This is a genomic window from Massilia sp. X63, assembly GCF_041023745.1.
Taxonomy (GTDB): domain Bacteria; phylum Pseudomonadota; class Gammaproteobacteria; order Burkholderiales; family Burkholderiaceae_D; genus Telluria.
In genome coordinates this window covers 1-26,108 of sequence record NZ_JBFTEF010000014.1, presented here as the reverse complement: position 1 = coordinate 26,108, position 26,108 = coordinate 1, and the positions used below count along the sequence as shown (strand labels likewise).

Genomic DNA, 26,108 nt, shown 5'->3' with positions numbered 1-26,108 from the left:
AATTTTTCTTGCCAAAATAGCCGTGCGGCAAATTTCATATGATGAAGCTGACGGCTTTACACAAACTATAGCCAGATCCACCGAAGCGGCGCGTACTGTTGAGCACTCAAAACAGCGCCATTTACCCGTGCCAGCTCATAGCCAAAACTCATGGGCGTAACGCGTCTTGATATGCGTCAGTTATATTTCTGATAATCACGGAGCCGATATCTGCTTCTCATGCATCGCAAAACTACATGGAAATCGGGGTTTTGAACAGTGTGTTGGCGCACCAAAGCGCAAAAAAATTACGTTCGGTTGGTCATTTGGGCTGGGGTGGGGTGGCAAGAACGTGCAGCCGGACATGGCAAGGAAGCTTGGGTGCCCTGGGTAGGGATGGCAGGGCGGAATCTGCTGCGCCGGCGCCGCCGGGGAAGACGTTGACGTCTCGGTGCGTCGGCCAGCCGGGCAACAGGCGGCAAGCTGCGGCCTGCCTGGGAGAAGCTGCGCGGTCTGACGCCAGGATGGTTCCTGAGCGTTACAGGAAACTGCGCGGGCGGCCCGCCTTCGCGTTGGCCGCCCGCAGGGCCCTCAGCGGCCGCGCTTCTCGCGGCGGCATTCGAGGAAACTGACGACGTGGCCACTCGGGTCCACCGTCTCCAGCCTGACATCGAAGCCCCACAGGCGCGCCACGTGTTTCAGCACTTCCTGGGCCTGCTGGTTCAGCGGCCGGCGGTTGAACTGGGTGTGGCGCAGGGTCAGCGCGCGGTCGTCCCGGGTATTGACCTGCCAGACCTGGATGTTCGGTTCGCGGCTGCCGATGTTGTACTGCTCGGCCAGTTTTTGGCGCACATAGCGGTAGCCCTGCTCGTCGTGGATCGCCGAGATGGTCAGCTTGTCGCTGCGGTCGTCGTCGAGCACGGCGAAGAAGTGGAACTCGCGGATCAGCTTGGGCGAGAGGTACTGGGCGATGAAGCTCTCGTCCTTGAAGTTGCGCATTGCAAAGTCCAGGGTCTTGATCCAGTCGCTGCCTGCGATATCCGGGAACCAGGCCCGGTCTTCATCGGTGGGCTCTTCGCAAATGCGGCGAATGTCGCTCATCATCGCGAAACCTAGCGCATACGGATTGATTCCGCTGTAATACGGACTGCTCGCCGGGGGCTGGTACACGACATTCGTATGGCTTTGCAGAAACTCGAGCATGAAGCCGTCGCCGACGATGCCCTCTTTATAGAGATCCTGCAGGATGGTGTAGTGCCAGAAGGTCGCCCAGCCTTCGTTCATCACCTGGGTCTGGCGCTGCGGATAGAAATACTGCGAGATCTTGCGGGTGATGCGCACCAGTTCGCGCTGCCAGGGTTCGAGCAAGGGCGCGTATTTCTCGATGAAGTAGAGCAGGTTCTCTTCCGGCTCGGGCGGGAAGCGTACCGGCGCCGTGGCCGCGACATGTTCCTCGCGCAGTGGCAGCGTGCGCCAGATTTCGTTCACCTGCGACTGCGCATATTCTGCGCGCTCTTTCTGGCGTGCTGTTTCCTGCGCTACCGACAGCTTGGCCGGCCGCTTGTAGCGGTCCACGCCATAGTTCTGCAGGGCGTGACAGGAGTCGAGCAGCTCTTCCACCGCATCGATGCCGTAACGCTGTTCGCACTCGGCAATATAGTTCTTGGCAAAGACCATGTAGTCGACGATCGCGTCGGCATCGGTCCAGGTCCGGAATAGATAGTTGCCTTTGAAGAAGGAGTTGTGCCCGTAGGCAGCATGCGCGATCACCAGGGCCTGCATCGTCAGGCTGTTTTCCTCCATCAGGTAGGCGATGCAGGGATTCGAGTTGATGACGATCTCGTAGGCCAGGCCCATCTGGCCGCGCTTGTAGCTCTTTTCGGTTGTCAGGAAGTGCTTGCCAAACGACCAGTGGTTGTATGACACCGGCATGCCGACGGACGTATAGGCGTCCATCATCTGCTCGGCGGTGATGATCTCGAGCTGGTTGGGGTAGGTGTCCAGGCCGTAGCGCTTGGCCACCCGCTTGATTTCCTCGTGCGCCTGTTCGATCAGGTCGAAGGTCCATTCGGACTGTTCGGGCAGGGCGCGCGGGTTGTTGGGGTCTCTTGGCATGGCTGGCCTCTGTCTTGTCTTGTACTGCGCTCTGTTACCTCGGCTGTTTCTTGAACAGCTCGCGGAAGACCGGGTAGATGTCGGCCGGGGTGACGATCTTCTGCATGGCGAAATTCTTGTGGTGGTCGGCCACCTCGCAGTATTGCTCCCACAGGTTCTGCGGCGGGCCGTCGGTGATCTCGACATAGGTGTAGTACTGGACCCGCGGCATGATGGCGTTGGTCAGGATCTGCTTGCACAACACCGAGTCGTTGTCCCAGTTGTCGCCGTCCGAGGCCTGGGCCACGTAGGCGTTCCAGTCGGCGCTGCCGTAACGCTCGGTCAGCACTTTCTGCAGCAGGTGCAGGGCCGAGGACACCACGGTGCCGCCCGACTCGCGCGAGTGGAAGAACTCGTTCTCGTCGACCTCGGCCGCGGCCGTGTGGTGGCGGATGAAGACCACCTCGATCTTTTCGTATACGCGCTTGAGGAACAGGTAGAGCAGGATGAAGAAGCGCTTGGCGGTGTCCTTGCGCGTCTCGTCCATCGAGCCGGACACGTCCATGATGCAGAACATCACGGCCGATGTGCTCGGTTTGGGGACCTTGATCCGGTTCGAATAGCGCAGGTCGAAGGGGTCGATGAAGGGAATCGCGTTGAGGCGGATGTGCAGGTGGTGAATCTTGTCCTTCAGCTCGATCACCTGTTCGTCGTCCGAAGGGGCGCCTTCGTCGAACAGGGCCTGCAGCGCTTCCTCGGCTTCCTTCAGCTGGCGCTTGGCGGGGCCGCCGACGGCGATGCGGCGGCCCAGTGCGCCGCGCAGCGAGCGCAGCACGTGGATGTTGGAAGGCGTGCCGGACACGTTGTAGCCGGCGCGCTGGTTCTTGTATTCGATGGTTTGCGACAGCTGCGTCTTGATCATGTTCGGCAGCTCAAGGTCTTCGAAGAAATAATTCATGAACTCTTCGCGCGACAGCTCGAAGATGAAGTCGTCTTCGGTGGTCTGGTCGCTGTTGCCGGCGCGTCCGCGTCCGGCGCCGCCGCCACCGCTGCGCGGACGGTTGAACTGGTCGCCTTTCTGGTATTCGGTATTGCCCGGGTTAACGGTTTCCCAGACGCCCCCGTGGGCGTGGCCGAAATGGGGCTCGTTCACGTCCTTGACGGGGATCGTGACTTTTTCGCCGTTCTCGATGTCGGTGATCGAGCGGCCCTTGATGGCGCGGCCGACCGCATCCTTGATTTGCGCCTTGTAGCGGCGCAGGAAGCGTTCGCGGTTGACCGCGGACTTGTTCTTGCCCTGCAAACGACGGTCGATGAGATAAGTCAAACTAACCTCCTGTGGTGGCGGCGTGAGGAACCTGCTGCTCGTTGCATTTGCGGTGGGGGCGCCTAGCCCTGCGATGCTCACCGTACGTTTGTACGGTTGCGCTTCTCGACCGCAACTGCTGCCGCTCGCGACGGTTCCTCGCGCCGCCGATGCGTTGCGGGCGGGCGAAATCCTGATAGGTCTATCTTGTAGGTCTATCTTAATACGCACCGCGGTCGCGTGTGCGGCGCACGCCATTTTTACGGCGTGCGCCGGCGCCCTTGTCAGGAAGATTTCCTCACGCGCAGGTACCATTCGCACAGCAGGCGGACCTGCTTCGGCGTGTAGCCTTTCTCGACCATGCGGGCCACGAAGTCGGCATGCTTGTTGGCATCCTCGGCGCTCGCTTTCGCATTGAACGAAATGACAGGCAGGAGTTCTTCGGTGTTCGAGAACATTTTCTTCTCGATCACGCTACGGAATTTCTCGTAGCTGGTCCAGGCCGGGTTCTTGCCGGCATTGGTGGCCCGCGCACGCAGGCTGAAGTTGACGATTTCGTTTCGGAAATCCTTCGGATTCGAAATGCCGGCCGGTTTCTCGATCTTCTCGAGTTCGGCGTTGAGCGATTCGCGGTCGAAGCTTTCGCCGGTGTCCGGGTCGCGGAATTCCTGGTCCTGGATCCAGAAGTCGGCGAAGGTCACGTAGCGGTCGAAGATGTTCTGGCCATACTCGGAATAGCTTTCCAGGTAGGCGGTCTGGATCTCCTTGCCGATGAAATCGACGTAGCGCTGCGCCAGGTGTTCCTTGACATAGGACATGTAGCGCTGCTCGGTCTCCGGCGGGAACTGCTCGCGTTCGATCTGCTGCTCGAGCACGTAGAGCAGGTGGACCGGGTTGGCCGCCACTTCGGTATTGTCGAAGTTGAAGACCTTGGACAGGATCTTGAAGGCGAAGCGGGTCGACAGGCCGTTCATGCCCTCGTCCACGCCGGCATAGTCGACGTACTCGTGCATCGACTTGGCCTTCGGATCGGTGTCCTTCAGGTTCTCGCCGTCGTAGACCAGCATCTTCGAATAGATGCTCGAGTTCTCGGGGTCTTTCAGGCGCGACAGGATCGCGAACTGGGCCATCATGCGCAGCGTGCCCGGCGCGCAGGGCGCCTTGTCGAGCGAGGAGTTGTGCAGCAGCTTGTCGTAGATCTTGATCTCGTCGGACACGCGCAGGCAGTACGGCACCTTGACGATGTAGATACGGTCGAGGAATGCCTCGTTGTTGCGGTTGTTGCGGAAGGTCTTCCACTCGGATTCGTTGGAGTGCGCCAGCACGATGCCCTCGAAGGGAATCGCGCCGAAGCCTTCGGTGCCCTTGTAGTTGCCTTCCTGCGTGGCCGTCAGCAGCGGGTGCAGCACCTTGATCGGCGCCTTGAACATCTCGACGAATTCCATCAGGCCCTGGTTGGCCAGGCACAGGCCGCCCGAGTAGCTGTAGGCGTCCGGATCGTCCTGGGCGTAGTCTTCGAGCTTGCGGATGTCGACCTTGCCGACCAGCGAGGAAATGTCCTGGTTGTTCTCGTCGCCCGGCTCGGTCTTGGCGATCGCGATCTGCTTGAGGATGCTGGGATAGCGCTTGACGACGCGGAACTTGTTGATATCGCCGCCGAACTCGTGCAGGCGCTTGACCGCCCACGGGCTCGGGATGGTGCGCAGGTAGCGGCGCGGAATGCCGTAGTCTTCTTCCAGGATGGTGCCGTCTTCGTCCTCGTTGAACAGGCCGAGCGGCGATTCGTTCACCGGCGAGCCCTTGATCGCATAGAAGGGCACCTGTTCCATCAGGTGCTTGAGTTTTTCGGCGATCGAGGATTTGCCGCCGCCGACCGGGCCCAGCAGGTAGAGGATCTGCTTGCGTTCTTCCAGGCCCTGGGCCGCGTGACGGAAGTAGGAGACGACCTGCTCGATCACTTCTTCCATGCCGTAGAACTCGCGGAAGGCGGGATAGATCTTGATGACCTTGTTGGCGAAGATGCGCGACAGGCGCGGGTCGAGGCGGGTGTCGACCAGGGTGGGTTCGCCGATGGCGGCCAGCATGCGTTCCGGTGCGCTGGCATAGGTCAGGGGGTCTTTCTTGCACAGTGCGAGGAACTCCGACATGGAGTATTCCTCTTCGCGGGTACGCTCGTAGCGGGCGGTGTAGTTGTCAAAGATGCTCATTTCGAATGTCCTCAAGGTTACGAACAACGATCACTGGCAGCCGACTGTGCAAGGGCTGCCTCAGGCCCCGGTCTTTATTGGCGTGCTCCTCGTGGGTCGCGCACCGGGCGCCGGGATCGCCGGGGCCGTGGATGCTGCGATTTTCTTGTTGTCGTACCGGGCGCATCCGAATCTGGCGGCCCCGGCCTCCCGTTGCTTGGAGAGCGTCTTTTTTGCGTTTGTGAAATTTATTATGTGCCTATTAGTTCCCGAAGTCAAAGCAGTGTCGTGTGCGTAGGTGCTGCATATACAAGTGCTTGAATCGAATAGGAAAACCCCGTTTTTATCGATCCTCCGGCAGCACCCGGAAACATGCTTCGGCAGGGTCTTTGACGCGGGTCTGAACCGGCCGATTCGGTCCGCTTCAGGCTGCTTAAACATCAACAGTTGTGAGTCGATATTGCACGATATGCTCAAGCTGTGGCGCACGCGTACGGCCGTTCCGGGGCACGCTAAAGCAGCCGATTTCGCCTATGGCGCAAGGGGTGGCAGGCATGCGTTACACTTGTCGGCCATGATCCATCGAACCACGACCAGCGCCGGAGAACACCATGCTGAATGACCAGCTGCGCAGCATCTTGCAGAACATGCCCAAGGCAGAATTACATATCCATATCGAAGGTTCGCTGGAGCCTGAACTGATATTTGCGCTGGCGCAAAGAAACGGCGTATCGCTGCCTTATCCCTCGGTCGAGGCGTTGCGCGAGGCCTACGCTTTCAGCGACCTGCAATCCTTCCTCGATATTTACTATGCCGGCGCCAGCGTGCTGCTGACCGAGCAGGACTTCTACGACATGACCGCCGCCTACCTGGCGCGCGCGCATGCCGACCAGGTTCGACACGCCGAGATCTTCTTCGATCCGCAGACCCACACCGCGCGCGGCGTGCCTTTCGAGACCGTCATCAACGGCATCTGGCGCGCCTGCCAGGAAGGCCCGATCAGCGCCTCGCTGATCATGTGCTTCCTGCGCCACCTGTCCGAGGAAGAAGCGCTGGCCACCCTGGACGAGTCGCTGCCCTACCGCGACAAGTTCATCGGCGTCGGCCTCGATTCCTCCGAAGTCGGCAACCCGCCCGAAAAATTCGCGCGCGTGTTCGAGCGCGCGCGCCAGCTCGGCCTGCGCCTGGTGGCGCACGCGGGCGAGGAGGGCCCGCCGGCCTACATCGAGAGCGCGCTCGATATCCTGAAGGTCGAACGCCTCGACCACGGCGTGCGCATCCTGGAAAGCCCGGACCTCACCGAGCGCGTGGCGCGAGAAGGCATGGCGCTGACCGTGTGCCCGCTGTCGAACATCAAGCTGTGCGTGTTCGACGCGATGGGCAGCCACAACCTGCGCACGCTGCTCGACCAGGGCCTGGCGGCCACCGTCAACTCGGACGATCCGGCCTACTTCGGCGGCTACATGAACGACAATTTCATCGCCGCCTTCGAAGCGCTGCCGCTCGACGCCGGCCATGCGCGCCAGCTCGCGCGCAACAGCTTCGCCGCCTCCTTCCTCGACCCCGAGCGCAAGCGCGCTTTCCTGGCCGAGGTGGACGACTTCTTCGCGCAGGCGCAGCCCGCCGCCGCCGCCGCATAAGGAAGGCCGATGTTCATCCAGTCCCTCCGCATGACCGCGCGCGACTGGCGCGCGGGCGAGCTGCGCTTCCTGCTGGTGGCCCTGATCGTGGCCGTGTCGGCATTGTCCTCGGTCGGCTTCTTCATCGACCGCATGCGCGCGGGCCTGAACCGCGACGCGCACCAGTTGCTCGGCGCCGACCTGCTGCTGAGCGCCGACGATCCGATCCAGCAGCGCTGGCGCGCTGAGGCCGCGCGGCGCGGCCTGCTGCTGGCCGACACCGTCGCCTTCCAGAGCATGGCGCAGGCGGGGGAAGGCGAGGCCTCGAGCGCCCAGCTGGCCGCGGTCAAGGCGGTCTCGCCCGGCTATCCGCTGCGCGGCCAGCTCACGCTCAGCAAGGATCCCGAACAGGCCAGCCGCGCGCTGGGGCAGAAGACCCGCGACATCCCGGCGCCCGGCACGGTCTGGGTCGACGCCAACCTGCTGCCGGCGCTGAAGGTCGGCGTGGGCGGCACGATCCAGCTGGGCGACAAGCAGTTCCGCATCGCGCAGCTGATCGCGACCGAGCCGGACAAGGGCGCCTCGTTCGCCAACTTCGCGCCGCGCGTGATGCTGTCGCTGCAGGACCTGCCGGCCACGCGCCTGGTGGACGCCTTCTCGCGCGTGACCTATCGGCTGCAGGTCGCTTCCAGGTCGAAGAACGACCTGGCCGCCGTGGCCGCCTACGAACAATGGCTGCGCGCCGACATCGCCGCGCGCAATGTGCGCGGCGTGCGCCTCGAGACGCTCGAGAACGGCCGCCCCGAGATGCGCGCCACGCTCGACCGCGCCGACAGCTTCCTGTCGCTGGTTGGCCTGCTGTCGGCGATGCTGGCCGCGGTGGCGGTCGCGATGGCGGCGCGCCGCTTCATGCAGCGCCACTTGGATGCCTGCGCGATGCTGCGCTGCCTCGGCATGACCCAGAACCAGGTCGGGGCGCTGTACCTGATCGAGTTCGCCATCGTCGGCCTGCTGGGGAGCCTGCTGGGCGTGGCGGTCGGCTTCGGCGCCCACTTCGTCCTGGTCCAGATGATCGGCAACCTGCTGCCGGCCGACCTGCCGCCGGTGTCCCCGCTGCCGGCGCTGCAGGGCATCGCCACCGGCCTGCTGCTGCTGGTCGGCTTCGCGCTGCCGCCGGTGCTCCAGCTGCGCAACGTGCCGCACAACCGCGTGATCCGGCGCGAAGCCGCAGCCCCGCAGCCGCTGGCGCTGGCCACCTATGGCCTGGGCGTCGGCGTATTCCTGGCGCTGCTGCTGTGGCAGGCCGGCGACACCAAACTGGCCCTGATGACGGCCGGCGGCTTCCTCGGCGGGCTCGGCCTGTTCGCCCTGGTCGCCTGGCTCGGCCTGCGCCTGCTGCGCCGGCTGCGCGGCGTCTCCAGCAACCAGAGCTGGCGCTTCGCCATCACTTCGCTGCAGCGCCGCCCCGGCGCCACCGTGGTGCAGGTGGTGTCGCTGTCGCTCGGCCTGATGGCGCTGCTGCTGCTCACCGTGGTGCGCGGCGACCTGATGGCGGCCTGGCGCACGGCCACGCCGCCGGACGCGCCGAACCGCTTCATCATCAACATCCAGCCGGAGCAGGCCCAGGGTGTCGAGCAGCAGCTGCGTGGCGCCGGCGTGCAGAACGTCTTGCTGTACCCGATGATCCGCGGCCGCCTGACCGCCGTCAACGGCAAGCAGATCAACCGCAATACCTACCAGGAAGACAACGCGCGCCGCCTGGCCGAGCGCGAATTCAACCTGTCGACGGTGCGGGAGCTGCCCGAGACCAACGAGATCGTCGCGGGCGCCTGGTACAAGGATGCGCCCGGCGTGGCCGAGGCCTCGGTGGAGCAGGGGCTGGCCAAGACCCTGGGCCTGAAGCTGGGCGACGTCATGCGCTTCGACATGGCGGGCCTGCCGGTGGAGGCCAGGGTGACCAGCCTGCGCAAGCTCGAATGGGGCTCGATGCGCGCCAACTTCTTCGTCATCATCAATCCGCAAGCGATGGCGAATGCGCCGAAGAGCTACATGACGGCCTTCCATCTGCCGGAAGGCGGGGCAGGTGCGGCGGGCGGGCTGACCAATGGGCTGACCCGCGCCTATCCAAACCTGACCGTGATCGACGTTTCCGGCCTCATCCGCCAGCTGCAGGAAGTGCTGGACCAGGTGGTGGTGGCGGTCGAGTTCCTGTTCATGTTCACGCTCGCCTCCGGCGTGCTGGTGCTGTACGCGGCCCTGATGGGATCGCAGTCGGAGCGCACCCGCGAAGCCGGCCTGCTGCGCGCGCTCGGCGCCACCAGGGGGCAGCTGGCGACGGCGCAGCGGATCGAGTTCGTGCTGGTGGGCGGCCTGTCCGGCGTGCTGGCGGCCAGCGGCGCCGCGGCGATGGGCTGGGTGCTGGCCGAATACGTCTTCAAGTTCCCCTGGAAGTTCGAGCCGCAGGTCTGGCTGGCGGGCGTCGTGGTCGGCGCCGCCTGCGCCCTGGTCGGCGGCTGGCTGGGCCTGCGCAGCGTGCTGCGCCAGCCGCCGCTGCAGACCTTGCGCGAAGCCTGAGCGGGGTTTTGCAACAAGTGCCTGCCGGAGGGGCCACGGGCCCTTCCGGCTGCGCTATCATGGCAGCATGTCCGAACCGAACACCCCCGAAGCACAAACCCTCTACGAAGTGATGGGCGGCGCCGAGCGCCTGCGCGAGCTGGTCGACCGCTTCTACGACCTGATGCAGCTGGAGCCCGAATTCGCCGGCATCCACGCCATGCACCCGCAACCCAACGACAGCTCGCGCGAGAAGCTGTTCATGTTCCTGTCCGGCTGGACGGGCGGGCCCGACCTGTTCATCGAACGCTACGGCCACCCGCGCCTGCGCGCGCGGCACCTGCCGTTCGCCATCGGCACCAAGGAACGCGACCAGTGGCTGCGCGCGATGGCCTGGGCGATGGAAGACCTGGGCTATCCCGACGAGCTGCGGGTGCGCCTGATGCAGTCCTTATATCATACCGCCGACTGGATGCGGAACAAGGCCGACTGAGCACACGCATGGGCATCGCCGAACTCCTGATTCTTCTCGCTGCGCTGGTGATCATCGGCCTGCAGCTGGTGTTGCTGGCCCGGGCGCGTTCCACCGGCGACGGCCGCCACATCGAACGCCTCGAGCGCGAACTGCGGCTCGAGATGCAGTCGACCGCCCAGGCTACGCGCCAGGAAGTGGCGGGGCACATGGGCCAGTACCACGCCGCCAGCGTGCAGCAGTTCGACAGCATGCGCCAGCAGATGCAGCTGCAGTCGAGCAGCGGCCGCGAAGAGCAGGCGCGCGCCCTGAAGCGCTTCGCCGACACCTTGCAGCTGACCCTGTCGAACCTCACCGAATCGAATGCTCAGCGCATGCTGGAAGTGCGCGGCACCCTGGAAACCAAGATCCGCGATCTCCAGCTCGATAACGCCAAGCGCCTGGACGAGATGCGCCAGACCGTCGACGAGAAGCTGCATGCGACCCTGGAAACGCGCCTGACCGAATCGTTCAAGCAAGTTAGCGAGCGCCTGGAAAAGGTGCACCAGGGCCTGGGCGAGATGCAGGCGCTGGCGATCGGCGTGGGCGACCTGAAGCGGGTGCTCACCAATGTCAAGACCCGCGGCACCTGGGGCGAAGTGCAGCTCGAGATGCTGCTCGAGCAGGTGCTCACGGTCGACCAGTACGCGAAGAACGTCGAGACCATCGCCGGCAGCGGAGCGCGCGTGGAGTTCGCGATCAAGCTGCCGGGCGTGGTCGACGGCGGCCCGCCGCTGTGGCTGCCGATCGATGCCAAGTTCCCCAAGGAGCAGTACGAGCGCCTGCTCGAGGCGGCCGAGTTGGCCGATGCCGAGGGCGTGGCGCGCGCCGGCGCCGAGCTGGAACGCGCGGTGCGGGTGGAAGCCAAGACCATCTGCGAGAAATACGTGGCGCCGCCGCAGACCACCGACTTCGCCATCCTGTTCCTGCCCACCGAAGGCCTGTATGCGGAAGTGATGCGCCGTCCCGGCCTGGCCGACGACCTTCAGCGCGCGCTGCGCGTGACCATTGCCGGCCCCTCGACCCTGAGCGCGCTGCTGAACAGCCTGCAGATGGGCTTCCGCACGCTGGCGCTGGAAAAGCGCTCGTCCGAGGTGTGGCAGGTGCTGGGCGCGGTAAAGACCGAGTTCACCAAGTTCGGCGACGTGCTGGCCACCACCAAGGCGACGCTGGAGAAGGCCGCCAAGAACATCGAAAGCGCGGAAGTGCGCAGCCGCCAGATGGCGCGCAAGCTCAAATCGGTGGAGGCGCTGCCGAGCGAGGCGGCGCAGCTGATGCTGGGCGCCGACAGGCCGGATAACGAGGAATCCTAGGGTGGACGGCGCTGCCGTCCGCCCTACATCAAGCCTTCGAACGGGATGATGTCCACCATGTCGCCCGCTGCGACATTGCCCTGCTCGTCGTGCAGCACCACCATGCAGTTCGCCTCGGACATCGAACGCAGGATGCCCGAGCCCTGCGCCCCGGTGATACGCACTTCCGGCTGGCCGTCGGCGCCGCGCGCCAGGATGCCGCGCTGGTATTCGGTGCGGCCCGGCTTCTTGCGGATCGCGCCGCCCGAACGCGCGCGCAGCAGCGGCAGCGGGGCGTCGGCGCCCATCATGCGCAGCAGCGCGTCACGCGCGAAGAAGTAGAACGAGACCATCACCGCCACCGGATTGCCCGGCAGCCCGAACAGGAAGGCGCTGCGGCCGTTCGAGCTCACGCGCCCGAAGGCCAGCGGACGCCCCGGACGCATGCCGATCTTCCAGAAAGTGACGTCGCCGAGCTTCGCCATGATCTGCCTGGTGTAGTCGGCCGCGCCCACCGACACGCCGCCCGAGGTGATGATGGCGTCGGCGTTCTCGCAGGCGCTGCGCAGCGCGGCTTCCAGCGCCTGCGGGTCGTCGCGCACCACGCCCATGTCGATGAGGTCGCAGCCCAGGCGCTGCAGCATGCCGTAGATGGTGTAGCGGTTGCTGTCGTAGACGCAGCCTTCGCCGAGCGGCTCGCCGACCGAGCGCAGTTCGTCGCCGGTCGAGAAGAAGGCCACCCGCAAGCGCCGCTGCACCGCGACTTCGGCGATGCCGAGCGAGGCGAGCAGGCCCAGGTCGGCGGGGCGCACCACGCGTCCGGCCTGCAGGGCCGCGCTGCCGGCCTTCAGGTCTTCGCCGGCAAAACGGCGGTTGTCGCCGGTGCGGATCGTGCCCGCCGGCAGGATGATGCTGTCGCCTTCCTGGGTGACGAATTCCTGCGGCACCACGCTGTCGCAGCCCGCGGGCATCACGCCGCCGGTCATGATGCGCACGCACTCGCCGGCGGCGGGGACCAGTCCCGATGCATTGCCGGCATAGGTCGTGCCGATGATGCGCAAGGACACCGGGCCGTCGCTGCGCAGGTCGGCGCCGCGCAGCGCGAAGCCGTCCATGGCCGAGTTGTCGTGCGCCGGCACGTCGATTGGCGAGATCACGTCGAGCGCCAGCACCCGGCCGAGGGCCGCGCGCAGCGCCAGCTTTTCTACCGCCTGCACCGGCCGGACGAATTCGCGGATGATGCGCTGGGCGTCGCGCACGGGCAGCGCGTCGGGGTCGTAGGCGGACAGGCAGCTGGTCACCTTCGCCAGGCTGGGCGGGAGGCTGTCGTCGAGGCCCTGCAGCTCGTCGAGCGTGTTGATGTTGCGGAACGCATCGGCGTCCTCGAACGGCACCTCGACCGCCTTCAGGTCCTTGTACCAGCCGTCCATGCGCCGTCCGCCCTCCGCCAGGTACTGCGACAGCACCGGCAGGCGGCTGGCCTTCACCAGGCAGAATACCGGATGCGCTTGCGGGCGCATGCCCGGCTCCCGTGTGACGGCGAAGGCGAGATCGGCATCGTGCTGTTCGACCGCGGCAGCCAGGCGCGCGGCCAGGTCGGGCGGCAGGAAGGGCGAATCGCAGGGCACCGCCAGCAGCCAGGGCGTGACGCAGTGGCGCAGGCCCGCTTCCAGGCCGGCGAGCGGCCCGGCGAATCCGGGCGTTTCGTCCTGCCATACGGGGGCGGCAAGCTCCAGCCAGCTGTCGATGTTGCGGTTGGCGTTGACCATGACCGAGCCGACCTGCGGCAGCAGGCGCTCGATCGCGTGCTGGGCCATGGGCTTGCCGCGGAAGGGCTGCAGGCCCTTGTCGACGTTGCCCATGCGCGAACCGCGGCCGCCCGCCAGGATGAGTCCCGTGATGAGTTTCTTGTCCATGTGAGTCCTGAAAATCAGCCGCCGATGTACGACATTTCGACCTTCCTGCCGCGCGCCAGCCCGGAGCTGTCCACGCTGCGGATCTCGGAGTAACGGTCGGTGCGTCCGCGCCACAACTGCGCGACGGCGCCGGAAATCTCGGCGTCGCTGCGGCCCGCACGCAGCAGGGCGCGCAGGTCGTGGCCCTGGGTGGCGAACAGGCAGGTATAAAGCTTGCCCTCGGTCGAGAGGCGCAGGCGGGTGCAGTCGTGGCAGAAGGCCTGGGTGACGCTGGAGATGAAGCCGACCTCGCCGCCGCCGTCCAGGTAGCGCCAGCGGGCGGCGGTCTCGCCGCTATAGTTGGCGGCCACCGGCGCCAGCGGCAATTCGGCGCCGATGCGGCGCGCCACCTCGGCGGACGGAATCACGTCCTCCATGTTCCAGCCGTTCGAGGCGCCCACGTCCATGTATTCGATGAAGCGCAGGATGAAGGGCGAGCCCTTGAAGTGGCGCGCCATCGGCAGGATCTGGTCCTCGTTGGTGCCGCGCTTGACCACCATGTTGACCTTGATCGGACCCAGTCCGACGGCATGGGCGGCATCCAGGCCGTGCAGCACGTCGGCGACCGCGAAGTCGACGTCGTTCATGCGGCGGAACACCGCGTCGTCGAGCGCGTCGAGCGAGACCGTGACGCGATCGAGGCCGGCATCCTTCAGCGCCTGGGCCTTGCGCGCCAGCAGCGAGCCGTTGGTGGTGAGCGTGAGGTCGAGCGGACGGCCGCTCGGCGTGCCCAGGCCGCGCAGCATGCCCACCAGGCGCTCGAGGTGCTTGCGCAGCAGTGGTTCGCCGCCGGTCAGGCGGATCTTCTCGACGCCGTGGGCCACGAACAGGCGCGCCACCCGGGTGATTTCTTCGAAGGACAGCAGCTCGCCCTGCGGCAGGTAGGCGTAGTCCTTGTCGAACACTTCCTTCGGCATGCAGTAGACGCAGCGGAAGTTGCAGCGGTCGGTCACCGAAATGCGCAGGTCGTGAAGGGGCCTGCCGAGCGCATCCAGGAGCAGCCCGGCAGGTGCATCGAGCGCACGCGGGACCGGCATGGCCGGCGAGCGCAGGTCGTTCAGCAGGATGATTTTTTCAGGCATGCCAATACGATAGCACGAGCCCCGCCAGCGCACAGGTGGCGATCAGCTTGATCGTGCCGACCTGGTAGCGCAGCAGGGCCACGCTGGCGAGCACGCCGATGCCGATCGCCGCCGCTTGCAACTGGCCGCCGGCGAAGAACACGTGCTGGCCGAAGAACACCGCCAGGCTGGCGATCACCCCGACCACGGCCGCGGAAATCGCGGTCAGCGGGGCCGTCAGCCTTACGTTGCCGCGCCCGGACTCGACCAGCGGGCCGCCGGCGAGGATGAACACGAAGGAGGGCAGGAAGGTGAACAGGCTTGCTACCAGCGCGCCGGCGATGCCGGCCAGCGGCAGTGCGGCCGGGCCGAACAGCGCTTGGGTCCAGCCGCCGACGAAGCCGACGAAGGCCACGATCATGATCAAGGGCCCGGGCGTGGTCTCGCCCAGCGCCAGCCCGTCGATCATCTGGGTGGCGCTGAGCCAGCCGTACTTCTCGACCGCGCCCTGCACCACATAGGGCAGCACCGCGTAGGCCCCGCCGAAGGTCATCAGGGCGGCCTTGGTGAAGAACCAGCCCATGCGCGCCAGGGTGCCGTCGACCCCGTACACGGCGGCAAGCAGGAGCCATGCGGCCAGGGCCAGGCCGGCCCCGGCGACCGATGCCTTGACCAGGCCGCGCCACGAGAAACGGGCGTGCGCCGGGGTCGGCGTGTCGTCGTCGATCAGGGCCGGGCCATAGTGCCTGCGGTCGGCCGGGTGGCCGCCGCCGGGCTGGAAGCGCTGTGGCCACAGGCGCCCGCCGGCCAGGCCGGCCAGGGCCGCGGCCAGCACGATCAGCGGAAACGGCACGCCGAACAGGGCGATGGCCGCGAAGGCCAGCGCGGCGATGGCGGCGAGCAGGCCGTTGCGCAGCGTGCGCGTGCCGATGCGCCAGGCGGCCCCGATGACGATCGCCACCACCGCCGGTTTGATGCCGGCCATGATGCCCGCCACCGCCGGCAGGTGGCCCCAGGCCAGGTAGATCCAGGACAGGCCGATCAGGAGCGCCAGCGAGGGCAGGATGAACAGCAGCCCGGCCAGGATGCCGCCGAGGCCGCGGTGCAGCAGCCAGCCGATGTAGACGGCCAGCTGGGTCGCCTCCGGCCCGGGCAGCAGCATGCAGTAGTTCAGGGCATGCAGGAAGCGCTGTTCCGAGATCCAGCGGCGGCGCTCGACCAGTTCGCTGTGCATCAGCGCGATCTGGCCGGCGGGACCGCCGAAGCTGATGAAGCCGAGCTTGAGCCAGTAGCGCAAGGCTTCGCGGAGGGTGACGGGGGCGGGAGATTGCATTCTGCCATCGTAACCCAGCAGTGTGACTTGTTGCTTGCGGGCGGGCTTCGGTAGGCGAAATTGGTTCCCGGCGTGCGCCGGGATGACGGTCAGCTTAGGTGAGCAAAACCCGGTCGGGGCACAAACAAAAAGGGAAGCCTCACGAGGCTTCCCTTTCTTGCTACCGCAACAAACAGCTTACTGGCGCGTATCCACCTGGATCAGCGGCTCGTTCACCGGCGGCGGGGCCGGTTTGCGGGCGCGGCCGACGCGTGGCTGGGCGTTGGCCTGGGTTGCGGCCTCCTGGGCGGCGCGCAGTTTTTCCGGATCGGTCGACGCGAGTTGCAGGCCAGCCTTGGACAGCAGGTCGTCCATGTCGATCGGTGCGGCGCTCGGGGCCGGGGCAGGAGCAGCAACCGGGGCCGGAGCTGGAGCAGCGACCGGGGCCGGAGCAGCAGCAACCGGGGCCGGAGCAGCGGCGACCGGTGCCGGAGCAGCCGGAGCAGCGGCAACAGGGGCCTGAGCGGCCGGTGCGACTGGTGCTTCAGCCACCAGGGCCGGCGCCGGAGCGGGCGCCGGTGCAGCTTCGGCTGGCTGCGCGGCTTGCGCCTTCAGGGCAGCCATCGACGCCGCGGTCGGGAATACCCACGGACCACGTTCCACCGCGGCGGCCACGGCCGGCGCAGCCTGGGCGGCCGGTGCCGGTGCCGGTGCCGGTGCCGGAGCAGCGGCGCGAGCAGCGGCGGCGGCTTCGGCCTGTGCCTTGGCGGCCACCGATGCGGCGGTCGGGAACGGCCACGGACCGGCTTCGGCCGCAGCGGCCTTCTTCGGCGCCCTGGTTGCGGCGGCGAACTTGGCCGCTTCCTCGTCGGCTACCGGCGCGAACGCCGGAGCGGCATCCTGGCCTTCGGCCGACTCGATGCCCTCGACCTGGTCGCGGTCGCGGCGGTTACGGTTACGGCCACCGCGGCGGCGGCGGCGGCGCGGCTCGTCGCCTTCGCCTTCCAGTTCCTCGCCGTTGGCGCCCAGCGCGGCCACTTTCACCGCATGATCCAGCACGTCGCCGTGCGGCGTCGTGGTTGCCAGTTCGCTTTCCTCGCTCGGGACCGGGACGGCCTGGAGCTTCAGCTCTTCAGCCTTGGCCTCGACCGGCTGCTGGGCGGCGCGTTCGGTGCGCTCGCCACGCTCGCGCGGCTGGCGCGGTGCGCGTTCCTTGCGCTCGCCCGGCTCGCGCTCGGCGCGTTCGCCACGTTCGGCGCGCGGCGCGGCTGCGCCTTGTGCGGTTTCGAGTTGCTCGCGCGCTGCACGCGGCTCGCGCGGCTCGCGCTGTTCACGCGGCTGGCGCGGCGCACGCGCCGGCTTGCCTTCGGCTTCCACCGGCTTGACGCCGTCCTCGGCCTTGGCGGTTGGGTCGCGCTCGTCGCGGCCGCCCTTGGCGCCGCGGCCGTTGCGGGTACGCTGGCCGTTGCGGCCGCCGCGTTCGCCACGCTCGGCGGCGCTTGGCGCGGCCGGCTTTTCAGCGACGACCGGGGCCGGCGCCGGCGTCACCGGCTCGCCCATGAAGAACTTCTTGATGCGGGCGAAGAAGCCCAGTTCGCTCGGCGCCGGAGCAACCGGGGCCGGCGCCGGAGCAGCCGGCGCTGCGGCCTTGGCCGGCTTGGCCGCTTCGCTGCGGTCCACCATCGGGGCCGGCTGGGCCGGGGTGATGGTCTTGACCACGGCTTCCTGGCGCGGCTTGGCTTCTTCTTTCTGGCGCTTGCTGAAGCCCATGTCGGTCTCGGCCGATTCCGCCATGGTGTAGCTGGCGGCGGCGTCTTCCAGGCGCGGGTCGTCGTGCTTGATGCGCTCGAGCTTGTAGTGCGGGGTGTCCAGATGCTTGTTCGGGATCAGGATCACGGTGATGCGGTGGCGGTTCTCGATCTTGAGTACTTCGCCGCGCTTCTCGTTCAGCAGGAAAGCGGCGACGTCGACCGGCACCTGCACGTGGATTGCGGCCGAGTTCTCTTTCATGGCCTCTTCCTGGATGATGCGCAGGACTTGCAGGGCCGAGGATTCGGTATCGCGGATGTGGCCGGTGCCCGAGCAGCGCGGGCAGGTCACGTGCGAGCCTTCCGACAGCGACGGACGCAGGCGCTGGCGCGACAGTTCCATCAGGCCGAAGCGCGAGATCTTGCCCATCTGGACGCGCGCACGGTCATGGTGCAGGGCTTCCTTCAGGCGGGTTTCCACCTCGCGCTGGTTCTTGGCCACTTCCATGTCGATGAAGTCGATCACGATCAGGCCGCCCAGGTCGCGCAGGCGTAGCTGGCGGGCCACTTCGTCGGCCGCTTCGCAGTTGGTGTTGAAGGCGGTCGTTTCGATGTCCGAGCCGCGCGTGGCGCGCGCCGAGTTGACGTCGATGGAGACCAGGGCTTCGGTGTGGTCGATGACGATCGCGCCGCCCGACGGCAGCGGCACGGTGCGCGCGTAGGCGGTCTCGATCTGGTGTTCGATCTGGAAGCGCGAGAACAGCGGCACGTCGTCGCTGTAGCGCTTGACGCGGTGCGCCATGTCCGGCATCACGTGCGACATGAACTGCTGGGCCTGGTCGAAGATCTCGTCGGTGTCGATCAGCACTTCGCCGATGTCCGGCTGGAAATAGTCGCGGATCGCGCGGATCACCAGCGAGCTTTCCTGGTAGATCAGGAACGGACCGGCGGCCGACTTGCCGGCGCCTTCGATCGCGCGCCACAGCTGCATCAGGTAGTTCAGGTCCCACTGCAGTTCTTCGACCGTGCGGCCGATGCCGGCGGTGCGGGCGATGACCGACATGCCTTGGGGCAGGTCGAGCTTGTCCATGGTCTCGCGCAGTTCCTGGCGCTCTTCGCCTTCGACGCGGCGCGACACGCCGCCGCCGCGCGGGTTGTTCGGCATCAGGACCAGGTAGCGGCCGGCCAGCGAGATGAACGAGGTCAGGGCTGCGCCCTTGTTGCCGCGCTCCTCTTTCTCGACCTGGACCATGATTTCCTGGCCTTCCTTGAGCGCTTCCTTGATCGTGCAGTTACGCACGTCGACGCCATCGCGGAAATAAGTACGGGCAACTTCTTTGAAGGGGAGGAAACCGTGGCGGTCTTCGCCGTAGCTGACGAAGCAGGCTTCGAGGGAGGGTTCGATGCGGGTGATGACACCCTTGTAGATATTGGACTTGCGTTGCTCGCGACCGGCGGTCTCGATATCGATGTCGATCAGTTTTTGACCGTCGACAATCGCTACGCGCAGCTCCTCTTGCTGCGTAGCGTTAAACAACATGCGTTTCATTTTTATTAACTCCGCGACCCGAAGGCCGTGTCATGCCGCGTTTGTAAGACGCAGCGAAGTACAGGGAATGTACGCGGAGAAGGAATGCTGGAGGGGGGAATACCCGGAACGGGGCAGGGCGACGCAATGCATCGCTGCCGCACGGGGCGCAGTGGAGTCGAACGTCATTGTCTACGCACGCCGCAACCAGCAGCTGGTCTGCCTGCCACCACGTTGGGGTGGGCACGGCGGAGACAGCGGGGCGGTGTGCAACAACGAGCCAAACCGTAGCCAGCGAACAACCAAGACTTCGATACCGAGGCGATCAATCAGCCTTCCGTAACGCTCAGCCTTCAGGTGAGGCTACCATCGGGTCGGGCCACAACGACAAGCGTTATCGACACCATCAACCGGCGAGCCGCGAACGGTGCGGCTTGCCGGTACTTATCCATACAAATCCAAACAGTCCATCCTGCATCCAGCCACCCAACCCGATTGCAACTGCAGGTGCAACCCTGATTCGCGCCTGAATGTGCGTACACGTTTTTTTTCCACCGAATTTGCTCATGGCAGGGCCGGTGGAGCGCGCCCCTGTGTAAAATATCGTTTTAATTCTTACACCAGCAGAGGTTTGACCGCCGCCTGTCGATTATATATTCAAAATGAAGGACTTAGAGAGAATTTCTGGGAAGACAATGCGAACAGTGGACCAGAACAACGTTGTTCCCCCTTCATCACAGCCAACAATCCAGGCGCAGTTCGTGACAATCACCGAGGAAGAAGCCGGCCAGCGCATCGATAACTACCTGTTGCGCGTCTGCAAAGGCGTCCCGAAAAGCCATATCTACCGCATCCTCCGTTCGGGAGAAGTCCGGGTCAACAAGGGCCGTATCGACCAGTTGTACCGTCTTGCCGAAGGCGACCTGGTGCGCATCCCGCCGATCCGCATCGCGGAAAAGGCCAGCCAACAGGCCACGCCCGGCGTCGAATTCCCGATCGTTTTCGAGGACATGCACCTGCTCGTCATCGACAAGCCGGCCGGGGTGGCCGTGCATGGCGGCTCGGGCGTGTCGTACGGCGTGATCGAGCAGTTGCGCGCGGCGCGGCCGCAGGCCAAGTTCCTGGAACTGGTGCACCGCCTCGACCGCGAGACCTCCGGCCTGTTGCTCATCGCCAAGAAGCGCTCGGCGCTGACCAACCTGCACGACCAGATGCGCGACGGCGTGACCGACAAGCGCTACCTTGCTGCCGTTGTCGGAGACTGGACCAACAAGCGCCAACATGTAAAGCTTCCTTTACATAAGTTCACGACCCCGGACGGCGAGCGCCGCGTGGTGGTGCAGGCCGGCGGCCAGGAAGCGCACACGGTGTTCAACCTGAAGCGCAAGTGGAAGGATTTCGCCCTGCTCGAAGCCGAGCTCAAGACCGGGCGCACGCACCAGATCCGCGTGCACCTGGCATCGAGCGGTTTCCCGATCCTCGGTGACGAGAAATACGGCGATTTTGCATTGAACAAGCAGCTTCAGAAGGCAAACAGCGAACGCGGAGCGCTCAAGCGCATGTTCCTGCACGCTTACCAGATCACGTTTACCCACCCCGACAGCGGTCAGCCGATGACCTTGCGCGCACCCCTGCCGGCCGAGTGCGACCGATTCTTGGTAAGCTTGGGGCAACCACTAACATAATGTAGGCGGATGGCGCAGCCGTCCACCTTGCAGAACCAATAAGGAACCGGTGGCGAAGCCGCCGATAATAATGCCAAGAAAGCAATTTGACCTGATCGTCTTCGACTGGGACGGTACGCTGATGGACAGCACGGCGGCGATCGTCCGCTGCATCCAGTCGGCCGCGCGCGACCTCGGTTTGCCGGTGCCGAGCGACGCCTCGGCCTCGCACGTCATCGGCCTCGGCCTGTCCGAGGCCATGCAGGCGGTGCTGCCCGACATCGACCCGGTGCTGTACCCGAAGATGGTCGAGCGCTACCGCTACCACTTCCTCACCAAGGACCACGAACTGGTGCTGTTCAAGGGAGTTCGCGAGATGTTGAGCGATCTTTCCCAGCAAGGCTATTTCCTGGCCGTGGCCACGGGAAAAAGCCGGGTCGGCCTGAACCGGGCCATGAACGCGGCCGGGCTGCTGTCCATGTTCGACGCCACCCGCTGCGCCGACGAGACCTTCTCCAAGCCGCACCCGGCCATGCTGCAGGAACTCACGCGCGAACTCGGGCAGGACCTGCGCCGCACCGTGATGATCGGCGACACCACCCACGACCTGATGATGGCGAACAATGCCGGCGCCTCCGGCATCGCCGTCGAGTTCGGCGCCCATCCGGTACACCAGCTGCAGGCCTGCAAGCCGGTTTTCTCGGCCCGTTCGATTCCCGAGCTGCATAGCTGGCTGCTGGAGAACGCGTAAGGATGGCTGAAGATAGCGGTCTGTTCGTGTGCGAAGCCGCCGCCCTGCTTGACGGCGGCAAGGGCGTGCGCTTTCCGGTTATTGCCTTTGGGCACCCAACCACGGGCTTTGTGGTACGGTATGACGGTAAACCGTTTGCTTACCTGAACCGTTGTGCACATGTGCCGATCGAACTCGACTGGTCGCAGGGCGACTTTTTCGAGTCGAGCGGCCTGTACCTGATGTGCGCAACCCACGGGGCCGTGTACGAGCCGGATACCGGCAAGTGCGCCGGCGGACCCTGCCGTGGCGGCAAGCTGCGGCCGATCGCGGTGTCCGAACGGGACGGCGGCATCTGGTGGCAACCGGACGACATGGTGCGGGCGCCGCAGGATCAATGAGTTACCGAGTAGATAAGAACACAACCGAGCGCAACGAGTGCAACTGAGCGAATGAGCGACCAAACGAGTCACGACCACGATCCGTCAAGCCAGGCCGACAAGCGGCTTGCCACCGATCCCACCGTCGGTAACTGGGAACGCGCGACCCTCGAGAAACTGGTGTTCGCCACTGTGCAGGAACGGCGCGCGGCGCGCCGCTGGAGCATCTTCTTCAAGCTGAGCTTCCTGCTGGTCGCCATCCTGGCCCTGCTGACCTATTACGATTCCACCTTTGGCCTGGGCGGCGACGAGAACCTGGGCCGGCACACGGCCCTCATCGAAATCAACGGCGAGATCGAGTCCGAGGGCAGCGGCGCGGCCGACACCGTGATTCCTTCGCTGAACAAAGCCTTTGCCGACGCCGGCTCGGCCGCGGTGGTGCTGCGCATCGACAGCCCCGGCGGCAGTCCGGTGCAGGCGGGCATCATCGTCGACGAGATCCAGCGCCTCAAGCGCGGCTACCCGGACAAGCCCCTGTACGTGGTAGTGGACGAGATGTGCGCGTCGGGTGGCTACTACATCGCCGCTGCGGCCGACCGCATCTACGTGAACAAGGCCTCGATCGTCGGCTCGGTGGGCGTGCTGATGGACAGCTTCGGCTTCGTCGGCACCATGGACAAGCTGGGCGTGGAGCGGCGCCTGCTCACCGCCGGCGAGAACAAGGGTTTCCTCGATCCGTTCAGCCCGCAATCGGAAAAGCACAAGGCGCACGCCCAGGCCATGCTCAACGAAATCCACCAGCAATTCATCGCGGTCGTGCGCGCCGGCCGCGGCAAGCGCCTGAAGGAAACCCCGGAAACCTTCTCAGGTCTGTACTGGACGGGGGCAAAAGCGGTGGAAATGGGCCTGGCCGACGGTTTCGGCACGGTCGACAGCGTGGCGCGCGACATCGTCAAGGCCGAGGACATCGTCGACTACACCGCCCACGAAGGCCTGCCGGAACGCGTCCTGAAGAAATTCGGCGCGGCAGTCGGACATGGCGCCGTCAGCGCTGCCTACAAGGGGGCTGTGCCGCAGCTTCGATGACAATTTGCTTGCATCCTGCGGAACATGTTCTATATTGGGTGAAGCGACTCGCGGGCAGGCCGGTCACGACGTACAGTCATGACCGACCCGATCGAGAAGCGCTTCCCACTGCACTGCGGGTGCAGCTTCGAGTGAATTCAATTCCTCACGGTAGTGTTCCTTCTTAGGAAATGAAAACGACGGCTTCGGCCGTCGTTTTCATTTCCTATAGATACTAGATGCACGTATCGATCTGCTGCGCATCGCCACCCTTCACCGGCTGGCAGCTGGTCGGCCTGGACGGCGCGGCCGTGTCTTCATGCTGACTGAAGCCACCGCGGTCGAGCCAGGCCTGGAAATCGCGCTGGGCGGCGGCATACCAGGCGGCGCGCAGGGCGCACGTCGTGTCCGACGCGCCACCATAGTGCAAGTGGCGGACAGGCACGCCATGCTGCCAGCGCGACAGGGCCAGGCGGGTCGGGAAGAGGGCAGCATGGGTGCTGGCGATCCGGCGCCGCTCGGCAGGGGTAACTGCGAGCTGGAGCGGGCCATCGGTCGGTTGCGCGTCGGTGTGCACGGTCTTGTCCTATTGGTCTGGGCGAGGATGTTCTGCTTAAAGATACTCCTCGGGTCGTTAGGCGGATTCCTAACGCGTTGAAGTCTATCAATAGGAAAGTTCCTAGGCTTGACGCGCGTCAAATGTGCAGATGCATGCAAAATTTGTCGGAGAGCATGTTCCCTGCCGTGGAGTGTGCCGCGGAGGCAGGGTAGGATTCGGCTGAACGAGGTGGGAGCATGCTTTATCGGTACTGTCCCTTCTGTTAAAGTGGCGCCCCATGAGCAAACTTTCCCTGGACCGCATCCTGCAATCGCAGGGATTCGGCACCCGCAAATACTGCCGCGCGCTGATCGAGGACGGCGACGTGCTCGTCAACGGCGCGGTCGAAGACAATTACAAGGCCACGTTCGACACCGGCAACCTGATGCTGACGGTATTCGACGAGGAGTGGCGCTACCGCGAGCACGTCTACGTGGCGCTGTACAAGCCGGCCGACTACGAGTGCTCGCGCAAGCCGAGCCACCACCCGGGCGTGCTGACCTTGCTGCCCGAGCAGTTCGGCTGGCGCGAGGTGCAGCCGGTCGGCCGCCTCGACCACGATACCACCGGGCTGCTCCTGATGTCGGACGACGGCCCCTTCATCCACGCCCAGTCCTCGCCCAAGCGCCACGTGCCCAAGGTCTACCAGGCCACCACGGCCGACCCGGTCACGCAGGCGCTGGTCGACCAGATGCTGTCGGGCGTACAGCTGCACGACGAACCGGCGCCATTGAAGGCAGTGTCCTGCGTGCAGCGTGGCGAGCACCAGCTCGAGATCGTGCTGGAGCAGGGCAAGTACCACCAGGTCAAGCGCATGCTGGCCGCCGCCGGCAACCACTGCAGCGCGCTGCACCGCTCGCAGATCGGCGGCCTGACGCTGGAAGCGCTCGGGCTGAAGGAAGGGGAGTGGTGTTTCCTGGAGCAGGAACAGCTCGACCTGCTGGTGCCGTAGGGGGCGGCTCTGCCGGCCGCGCGTCCAGGCGGACGATGAATAGTCGTTCAGTCTGTTCAAGCCGGGACCGCTACGATACTGCGCTGCGTCAAACGGTGCGACACTTTCCCGGGTTTTCCGCGACACTCCGGTTGACAATCCGCCATGTCACGCACCTGCCTGGTTCGTGTCATGGGGGCCGCACAGCCGTTTCCGATACTAGCCCATGCATTTAAAGAAGATCCCCGTAGCGCTCCTGCCTTTCCTGATCACCCTTCCAGCCGTCGCCCAGCAACTCCCGCAGCAATTGGCCGACTGCGCCAGGATCGCCGACACCACTGGGCGGCTCGGCTGTTTCGACCGCCTGGCCGCCGCCCATGGCATGACACCCGCCGCGCCGGTCTCGCCCGCCGCCGCGAGCGAGGTGGCCGCCGCCGCGCCGGCCCAGGCCCCGAGCGCCTTCCCGGCCAAGCCGCAGCCGGACCCGGCCGCCTCAAGCGATCCGGTCGTTGCCGCCGCCGCCGAGTACACCATGGACGCCCACTGGGAGCTGGACCAGAAGCACCGCCGCGGCGTCTTCGTGTTCCGCCCGCACCATCCGAACTACCTGATCGCGGCCCACGCCTACCAGCCCAACGAGACGCCCTATCGGCCCTTCCGTCGCGTGGGCTACTCGGCCGATCTCTCACACGCCGAATTGCAGTACCAGCTCGGCTTCAAGATGAAAGCGGTCGAAACCGCCTTCGAGCTGCCGGTCGACGTCTGGTTCGGCTACACACAGAACAGCTTCTGGCAGGCCGGCAACAGCAAGGCGTCCAGCCCCTTCCGCGAAACCAACTACCAGCCCGAAGTGATGCTGGTGACGCCGCTGCACACCAGCATCCTGGGCGCCAACCTGAAGTTCCTGAACCTGGGCCTGAATCACCAGTCCAACGGCCAGGCCTCGACCCTGTCGCGCAGCTGGAACCGCATCTATGCCCAGGTCGGCCTCGAGCGCGGTCGGCTTTCCATGACGGCGCGCGTGTGGAAGCGCCTCAACGAGCCGGCCGAAGACGACGATAACCCCGACATCGTCGACTACATGGGCCGGGCCGAACTGGCCGGTACCTACCGGGTGGACGGCCACGAGTTTTCGGCCCTGCTGCGCCATAACTTCTCGACCCACAAGGGAGCCACCCAGCTCGGCTGGGCCTTCCCGCTGGCCGGGCCGCTCAAGGGTTATGTGCACTGGTTCTCCGGCTACGGCCAGAGCCTGATCGACTACAACTACTTCCAGCGCAGCATCGGCGCCGGCGTGGTGGTCCAGTACTGAGAAGGGCTCATTTACAATAGGGGTTTCTCGATCCTGGCCCTTATTCATGAAAGCCCTGCATGAAACTTGCCACGCTCAATGACGGAACCCGCAAGGTGGAGGGTCAGGTCTGACATTCGGACACGAGCTGAGCAAAACAGCATGGTTACGCTCGAGCTCGTGTCCGAATGTCAGACCTGAGGTGGTCCGGATTTCCCGGACATCTTAATTAAGCACACGAAATGCTGATTCGACGGCGACCGGTGTTTGATAGCTCAAGGTTTGATGCAGCCTCTGTCGATTGT

General features: G+C 65.3%; 18 protein-coding genes. 10 read left to right on the top strand and 8 right to left on the bottom strand.

Annotated elements, in window-relative coordinates; genetic code table 11:
- Positions 1-570: 570 nt before the first annotated feature.
- The 3 genes from AB3347_RS21470 to AB3347_RS21460 all read right to left on the bottom strand — a co-directional run bounded on the left by AB3347_RS21470 (position 571) and on the right by AB3347_RS21460 (position 5,586).
- Positions 571-2,094 (bottom strand): SpoVR family protein, encoded by a 1,524-nt coding sequence (locus tag AB3347_RS21470; RefSeq protein ID WP_369093753.1) that lies wholly within the window; start codon positions 2,092-2,094, stop codon positions 571-573.
- Positions 2,095-2,128: 34 nt separating this feature from the next.
- Positions 2,129-3,400 (bottom strand): YeaH/YhbH family protein, encoded by a 1,272-nt coding sequence (locus AB3347_RS21465; protein ID WP_369093752.1) that lies wholly within the window; start codon positions 3,398-3,400, stop codon positions 2,129-2,131.
- 263 nt (positions 3,401-3,663) lie between these two features.
- Positions 3,664-5,586: a PrkA family serine protein kinase gene (locus AB3347_RS21460; RefSeq protein WP_369093751.1), complete on the bottom strand. Its 1,923-nt coding sequence runs from the start codon at positions 5,584-5,586 to the stop codon at positions 3,664-3,666.
- A 590-nt stretch (positions 5,587-6,176) separates the two neighbouring features.
- On the opposite strand from AB3347_RS21460, the gene AB3347_RS21455 reads away from it, so the two are divergent.
- The 4 genes from AB3347_RS21455 (at position 6,177) to AB3347_RS21440 (ending at position 11,561) form a co-directional block, all read left to right on the top strand.
- Positions 6,177-7,205, top strand: coding sequence for an adenosine deaminase (locus AB3347_RS21455; protein WP_369093750.1), 1,029 nt, complete (start codon positions 6,177-6,179; stop codon positions 7,203-7,205).
- A 9-nt stretch (positions 7,206-7,214) separates the two neighbouring features.
- A complete protein-coding gene (locus tag AB3347_RS21450) occupies positions 7,215-9,758 on the top strand; it encodes an ABC transporter permease (protein ID WP_369093749.1) in 2,544 nt (847 codons plus the stop codon).
- A 67-nt stretch (positions 9,759-9,825) separates the two neighbouring features.
- The gene (locus AB3347_RS21445; RefSeq protein ID WP_369093748.1) at positions 9,826-10,230 is read left to right on the top strand and encodes a group II truncated hemoglobin; all 405 of its coding nucleotides are present in this window, start codon (positions 9,826-9,828) and stop codon (positions 10,228-10,230) included.
- Positions 10,231-10,238: 8 nt separating this feature from the next.
- A complete protein-coding gene (locus tag AB3347_RS21440; protein WP_369093747.1) occupies positions 10,239-11,561 on the top strand; it encodes a DNA recombination protein RmuC in 1,323 nt (440 codons plus the stop codon).
- A gap of 23 nt (positions 11,562-11,584) precedes the next feature.
- Here AB3347_RS21440 and glp read toward each other — a convergent pair whose 3' ends face one another.
- The 4 genes from glp to AB3347_RS21420 all read right to left on the bottom strand — a co-directional run bounded on the left by glp (position 11,585) and on the right by AB3347_RS21420 (position 19,165).
- A complete protein-coding gene (glp, locus tag AB3347_RS21435) occupies positions 11,585-13,456 on the bottom strand; it encodes a gephyrin-like molybdotransferase Glp (protein ID WP_369093746.1) in 1,872 nt (623 codons plus the stop codon).
- A 14-nt stretch (positions 13,457-13,470) separates the two neighbouring features.
- Positions 13,471-14,577 (bottom strand): GTP 3',8-cyclase MoaA, encoded by a 1,107-nt coding sequence (gene moaA, locus AB3347_RS21430; RefSeq protein ID WP_369093745.1) that lies wholly within the window; start codon positions 14,575-14,577, stop codon positions 13,471-13,473.
- Positions 14,570-15,889, bottom strand: a complete 1,320-nt coding sequence (gene chrA / locus AB3347_RS21425; protein ID WP_369093744.1) for a chromate efflux transporter — start codon at positions 15,887-15,889, stop codon at positions 14,570-14,572. Before chrA ends, moaA begins: the two co-directional genes overlap by 8 nt.
- A gap of 177 nt (positions 15,890-16,066) precedes the next feature.
- Positions 16,067-19,165: an Rne/Rng family ribonuclease gene (locus AB3347_RS21420; protein WP_369093743.1), complete on the bottom strand. Its 3,099-nt coding sequence runs from the start codon at positions 19,163-19,165 to the stop codon at positions 16,067-16,069.
- Between the two features lie 674 nt (positions 19,166-19,839).
- Between AB3347_RS21420 and AB3347_RS21415 the strand changes: the two genes are divergently transcribed.
- The 4 genes from AB3347_RS21415 (at position 19,840) to AB3347_RS21400 (ending at position 23,004) form a co-directional block, all read left to right on the top strand.
- On the top strand, positions 19,840-20,829 hold the full coding sequence (locus AB3347_RS21415; RefSeq protein ID WP_369093852.1) for an RluA family pseudouridine synthase: 990 nt from the start codon (positions 19,840-19,842) through the stop codon (positions 20,827-20,829).
- A gap of 70 nt (positions 20,830-20,899) precedes the next feature.
- Positions 20,900-21,559 (top strand): HAD-IIIA family hydrolase, encoded by a 660-nt coding sequence (locus AB3347_RS21410; protein ID WP_369093742.1) that lies wholly within the window; start codon positions 20,900-20,902, stop codon positions 21,557-21,559.
- Between the two features lie 2 nt (positions 21,560-21,561).
- The gene (locus AB3347_RS21405) at positions 21,562-21,939 is read left to right on the top strand and encodes a Rieske (2Fe-2S) protein (RefSeq protein ID WP_369093741.1); all 378 of its coding nucleotides are present in this window, start codon (positions 21,562-21,564) and stop codon (positions 21,937-21,939) included.
- Positions 21,940-21,990: 51 nt separating this feature from the next.
- Complete coding sequence (locus tag AB3347_RS21400; RefSeq protein ID WP_369093740.1) at positions 21,991-23,004, top strand: S49 family peptidase; 1,014 nt, start codon at positions 21,991-21,993, stop codon at positions 23,002-23,004.
- Positions 23,005-23,218: 214 nt separating this feature from the next.
- Here the strand turns inward: AB3347_RS21400 and AB3347_RS21395 are convergent, their stop codons facing one another.
- On the bottom strand, positions 23,219-23,560 hold the full coding sequence (locus AB3347_RS21395) for a hypothetical protein (RefSeq protein WP_369093739.1): 342 nt from the start codon (positions 23,558-23,560) through the stop codon (positions 23,219-23,221).
- Between the two features lie 259 nt (positions 23,561-23,819).
- On the opposite strand from AB3347_RS21395, the gene AB3347_RS21390 reads away from it, so the two are divergent.
- Positions 23,820-24,533: a pseudouridine synthase gene (locus AB3347_RS21390; protein ID WP_369093738.1), complete on the top strand. Its 714-nt coding sequence runs from the start codon at positions 23,820-23,822 to the stop codon at positions 24,531-24,533.
- 205 nt (positions 24,534-24,738) lie between these two features.
- Positions 24,739-25,824, top strand: a complete 1,086-nt coding sequence (locus tag AB3347_RS21385) for a phospholipase A (protein WP_369093737.1) — start codon at positions 24,739-24,741, stop codon at positions 25,822-25,824.
- Positions 25,825-26,108 lie beyond the last annotated feature (284 nt).

Bases quoted from the DNA above. Each gene is read 5' to 3' on its own strand.
- AB3347_RS21470 (WP_369093753.1), bottom strand. From the start codon at position 2,094: ATGCCAAGAGACCCCAACAACCCGCGCGCCCTGCCCGAACAGTCCGAA.
- AB3347_RS21460 (WP_369093751.1), bottom strand. From the start codon at position 5,586: ATGAGCATCTTTGACAACTACACCGCCCGCTACGAGCGTACCCGCGAA.
- AB3347_RS21455 (WP_369093750.1), top strand. From the start codon at position 6,177: ATGCTGAATGACCAGCTGCGCAGCATCTTGCAGAACATGCCCAAGGCA.
- AB3347_RS21450 (WP_369093749.1), top strand. From the start codon at position 7,215: ATGTTCATCCAGTCCCTCCGCATGACCGCGCGCGACTGGCGCGCGGGC.
- AB3347_RS21445 (WP_369093748.1), top strand. From the start codon at position 9,826: ATGTCCGAACCGAACACCCCCGAAGCACAAACCCTCTACGAAGTGATG.
- AB3347_RS21440 (WP_369093747.1), top strand. From the start codon at position 10,239: ATGGGCATCGCCGAACTCCTGATTCTTCTCGCTGCGCTGGTGATCATC.
- glp (WP_369093746.1), bottom strand. From the start codon at position 13,456: ATGGACAAGAAACTCATCACGGGACTCATCCTGGCGGGCGGCCGCGGT.
- moaA (WP_369093745.1), bottom strand. From the start codon at position 14,577: ATGCCTGAAAAAATCATCCTGCTGAACGACCTGCGCTCGCCGGCCATG.
- chrA (WP_369093744.1), bottom strand. From the start codon at position 15,889: ATGCAATCTCCCGCCCCCGTCACCCTCCGCGAAGCCTTGCGCTACTGG.
- AB3347_RS21420 (WP_369093743.1), bottom strand. From the start codon at position 19,165: ATGAAACGCATGTTGTTTAACGCTACGCAGCAAGAGGAGCTGCGCGTA.
- AB3347_RS21415 (WP_369093852.1), top strand. From the start codon at position 19,840: ATGCGAACAGTGGACCAGAACAACGTTGTTCCCCCTTCATCACAGCCA.
- AB3347_RS21410 (WP_369093742.1), top strand. From the start codon at position 20,900: ATGCCAAGAAAGCAATTTGACCTGATCGTCTTCGACTGGGACGGTACG.
- AB3347_RS21405 (WP_369093741.1), top strand. From the start codon at position 21,562: ATGGCTGAAGATAGCGGTCTGTTCGTGTGCGAAGCCGCCGCCCTGCTT.
- AB3347_RS21400 (WP_369093740.1), top strand. From the start codon at position 21,991: ATGAGCGACCAAACGAGTCACGACCACGATCCGTCAAGCCAGGCCGAC.
- AB3347_RS21390 (WP_369093738.1), top strand. From the start codon at position 23,820: ATGAGCAAACTTTCCCTGGACCGCATCCTGCAATCGCAGGGATTCGGC.
- AB3347_RS21385 (WP_369093737.1), top strand. From the start codon at position 24,739: ATGCATTTAAAGAAGATCCCCGTAGCGCTCCTGCCTTTCCTGATCACC.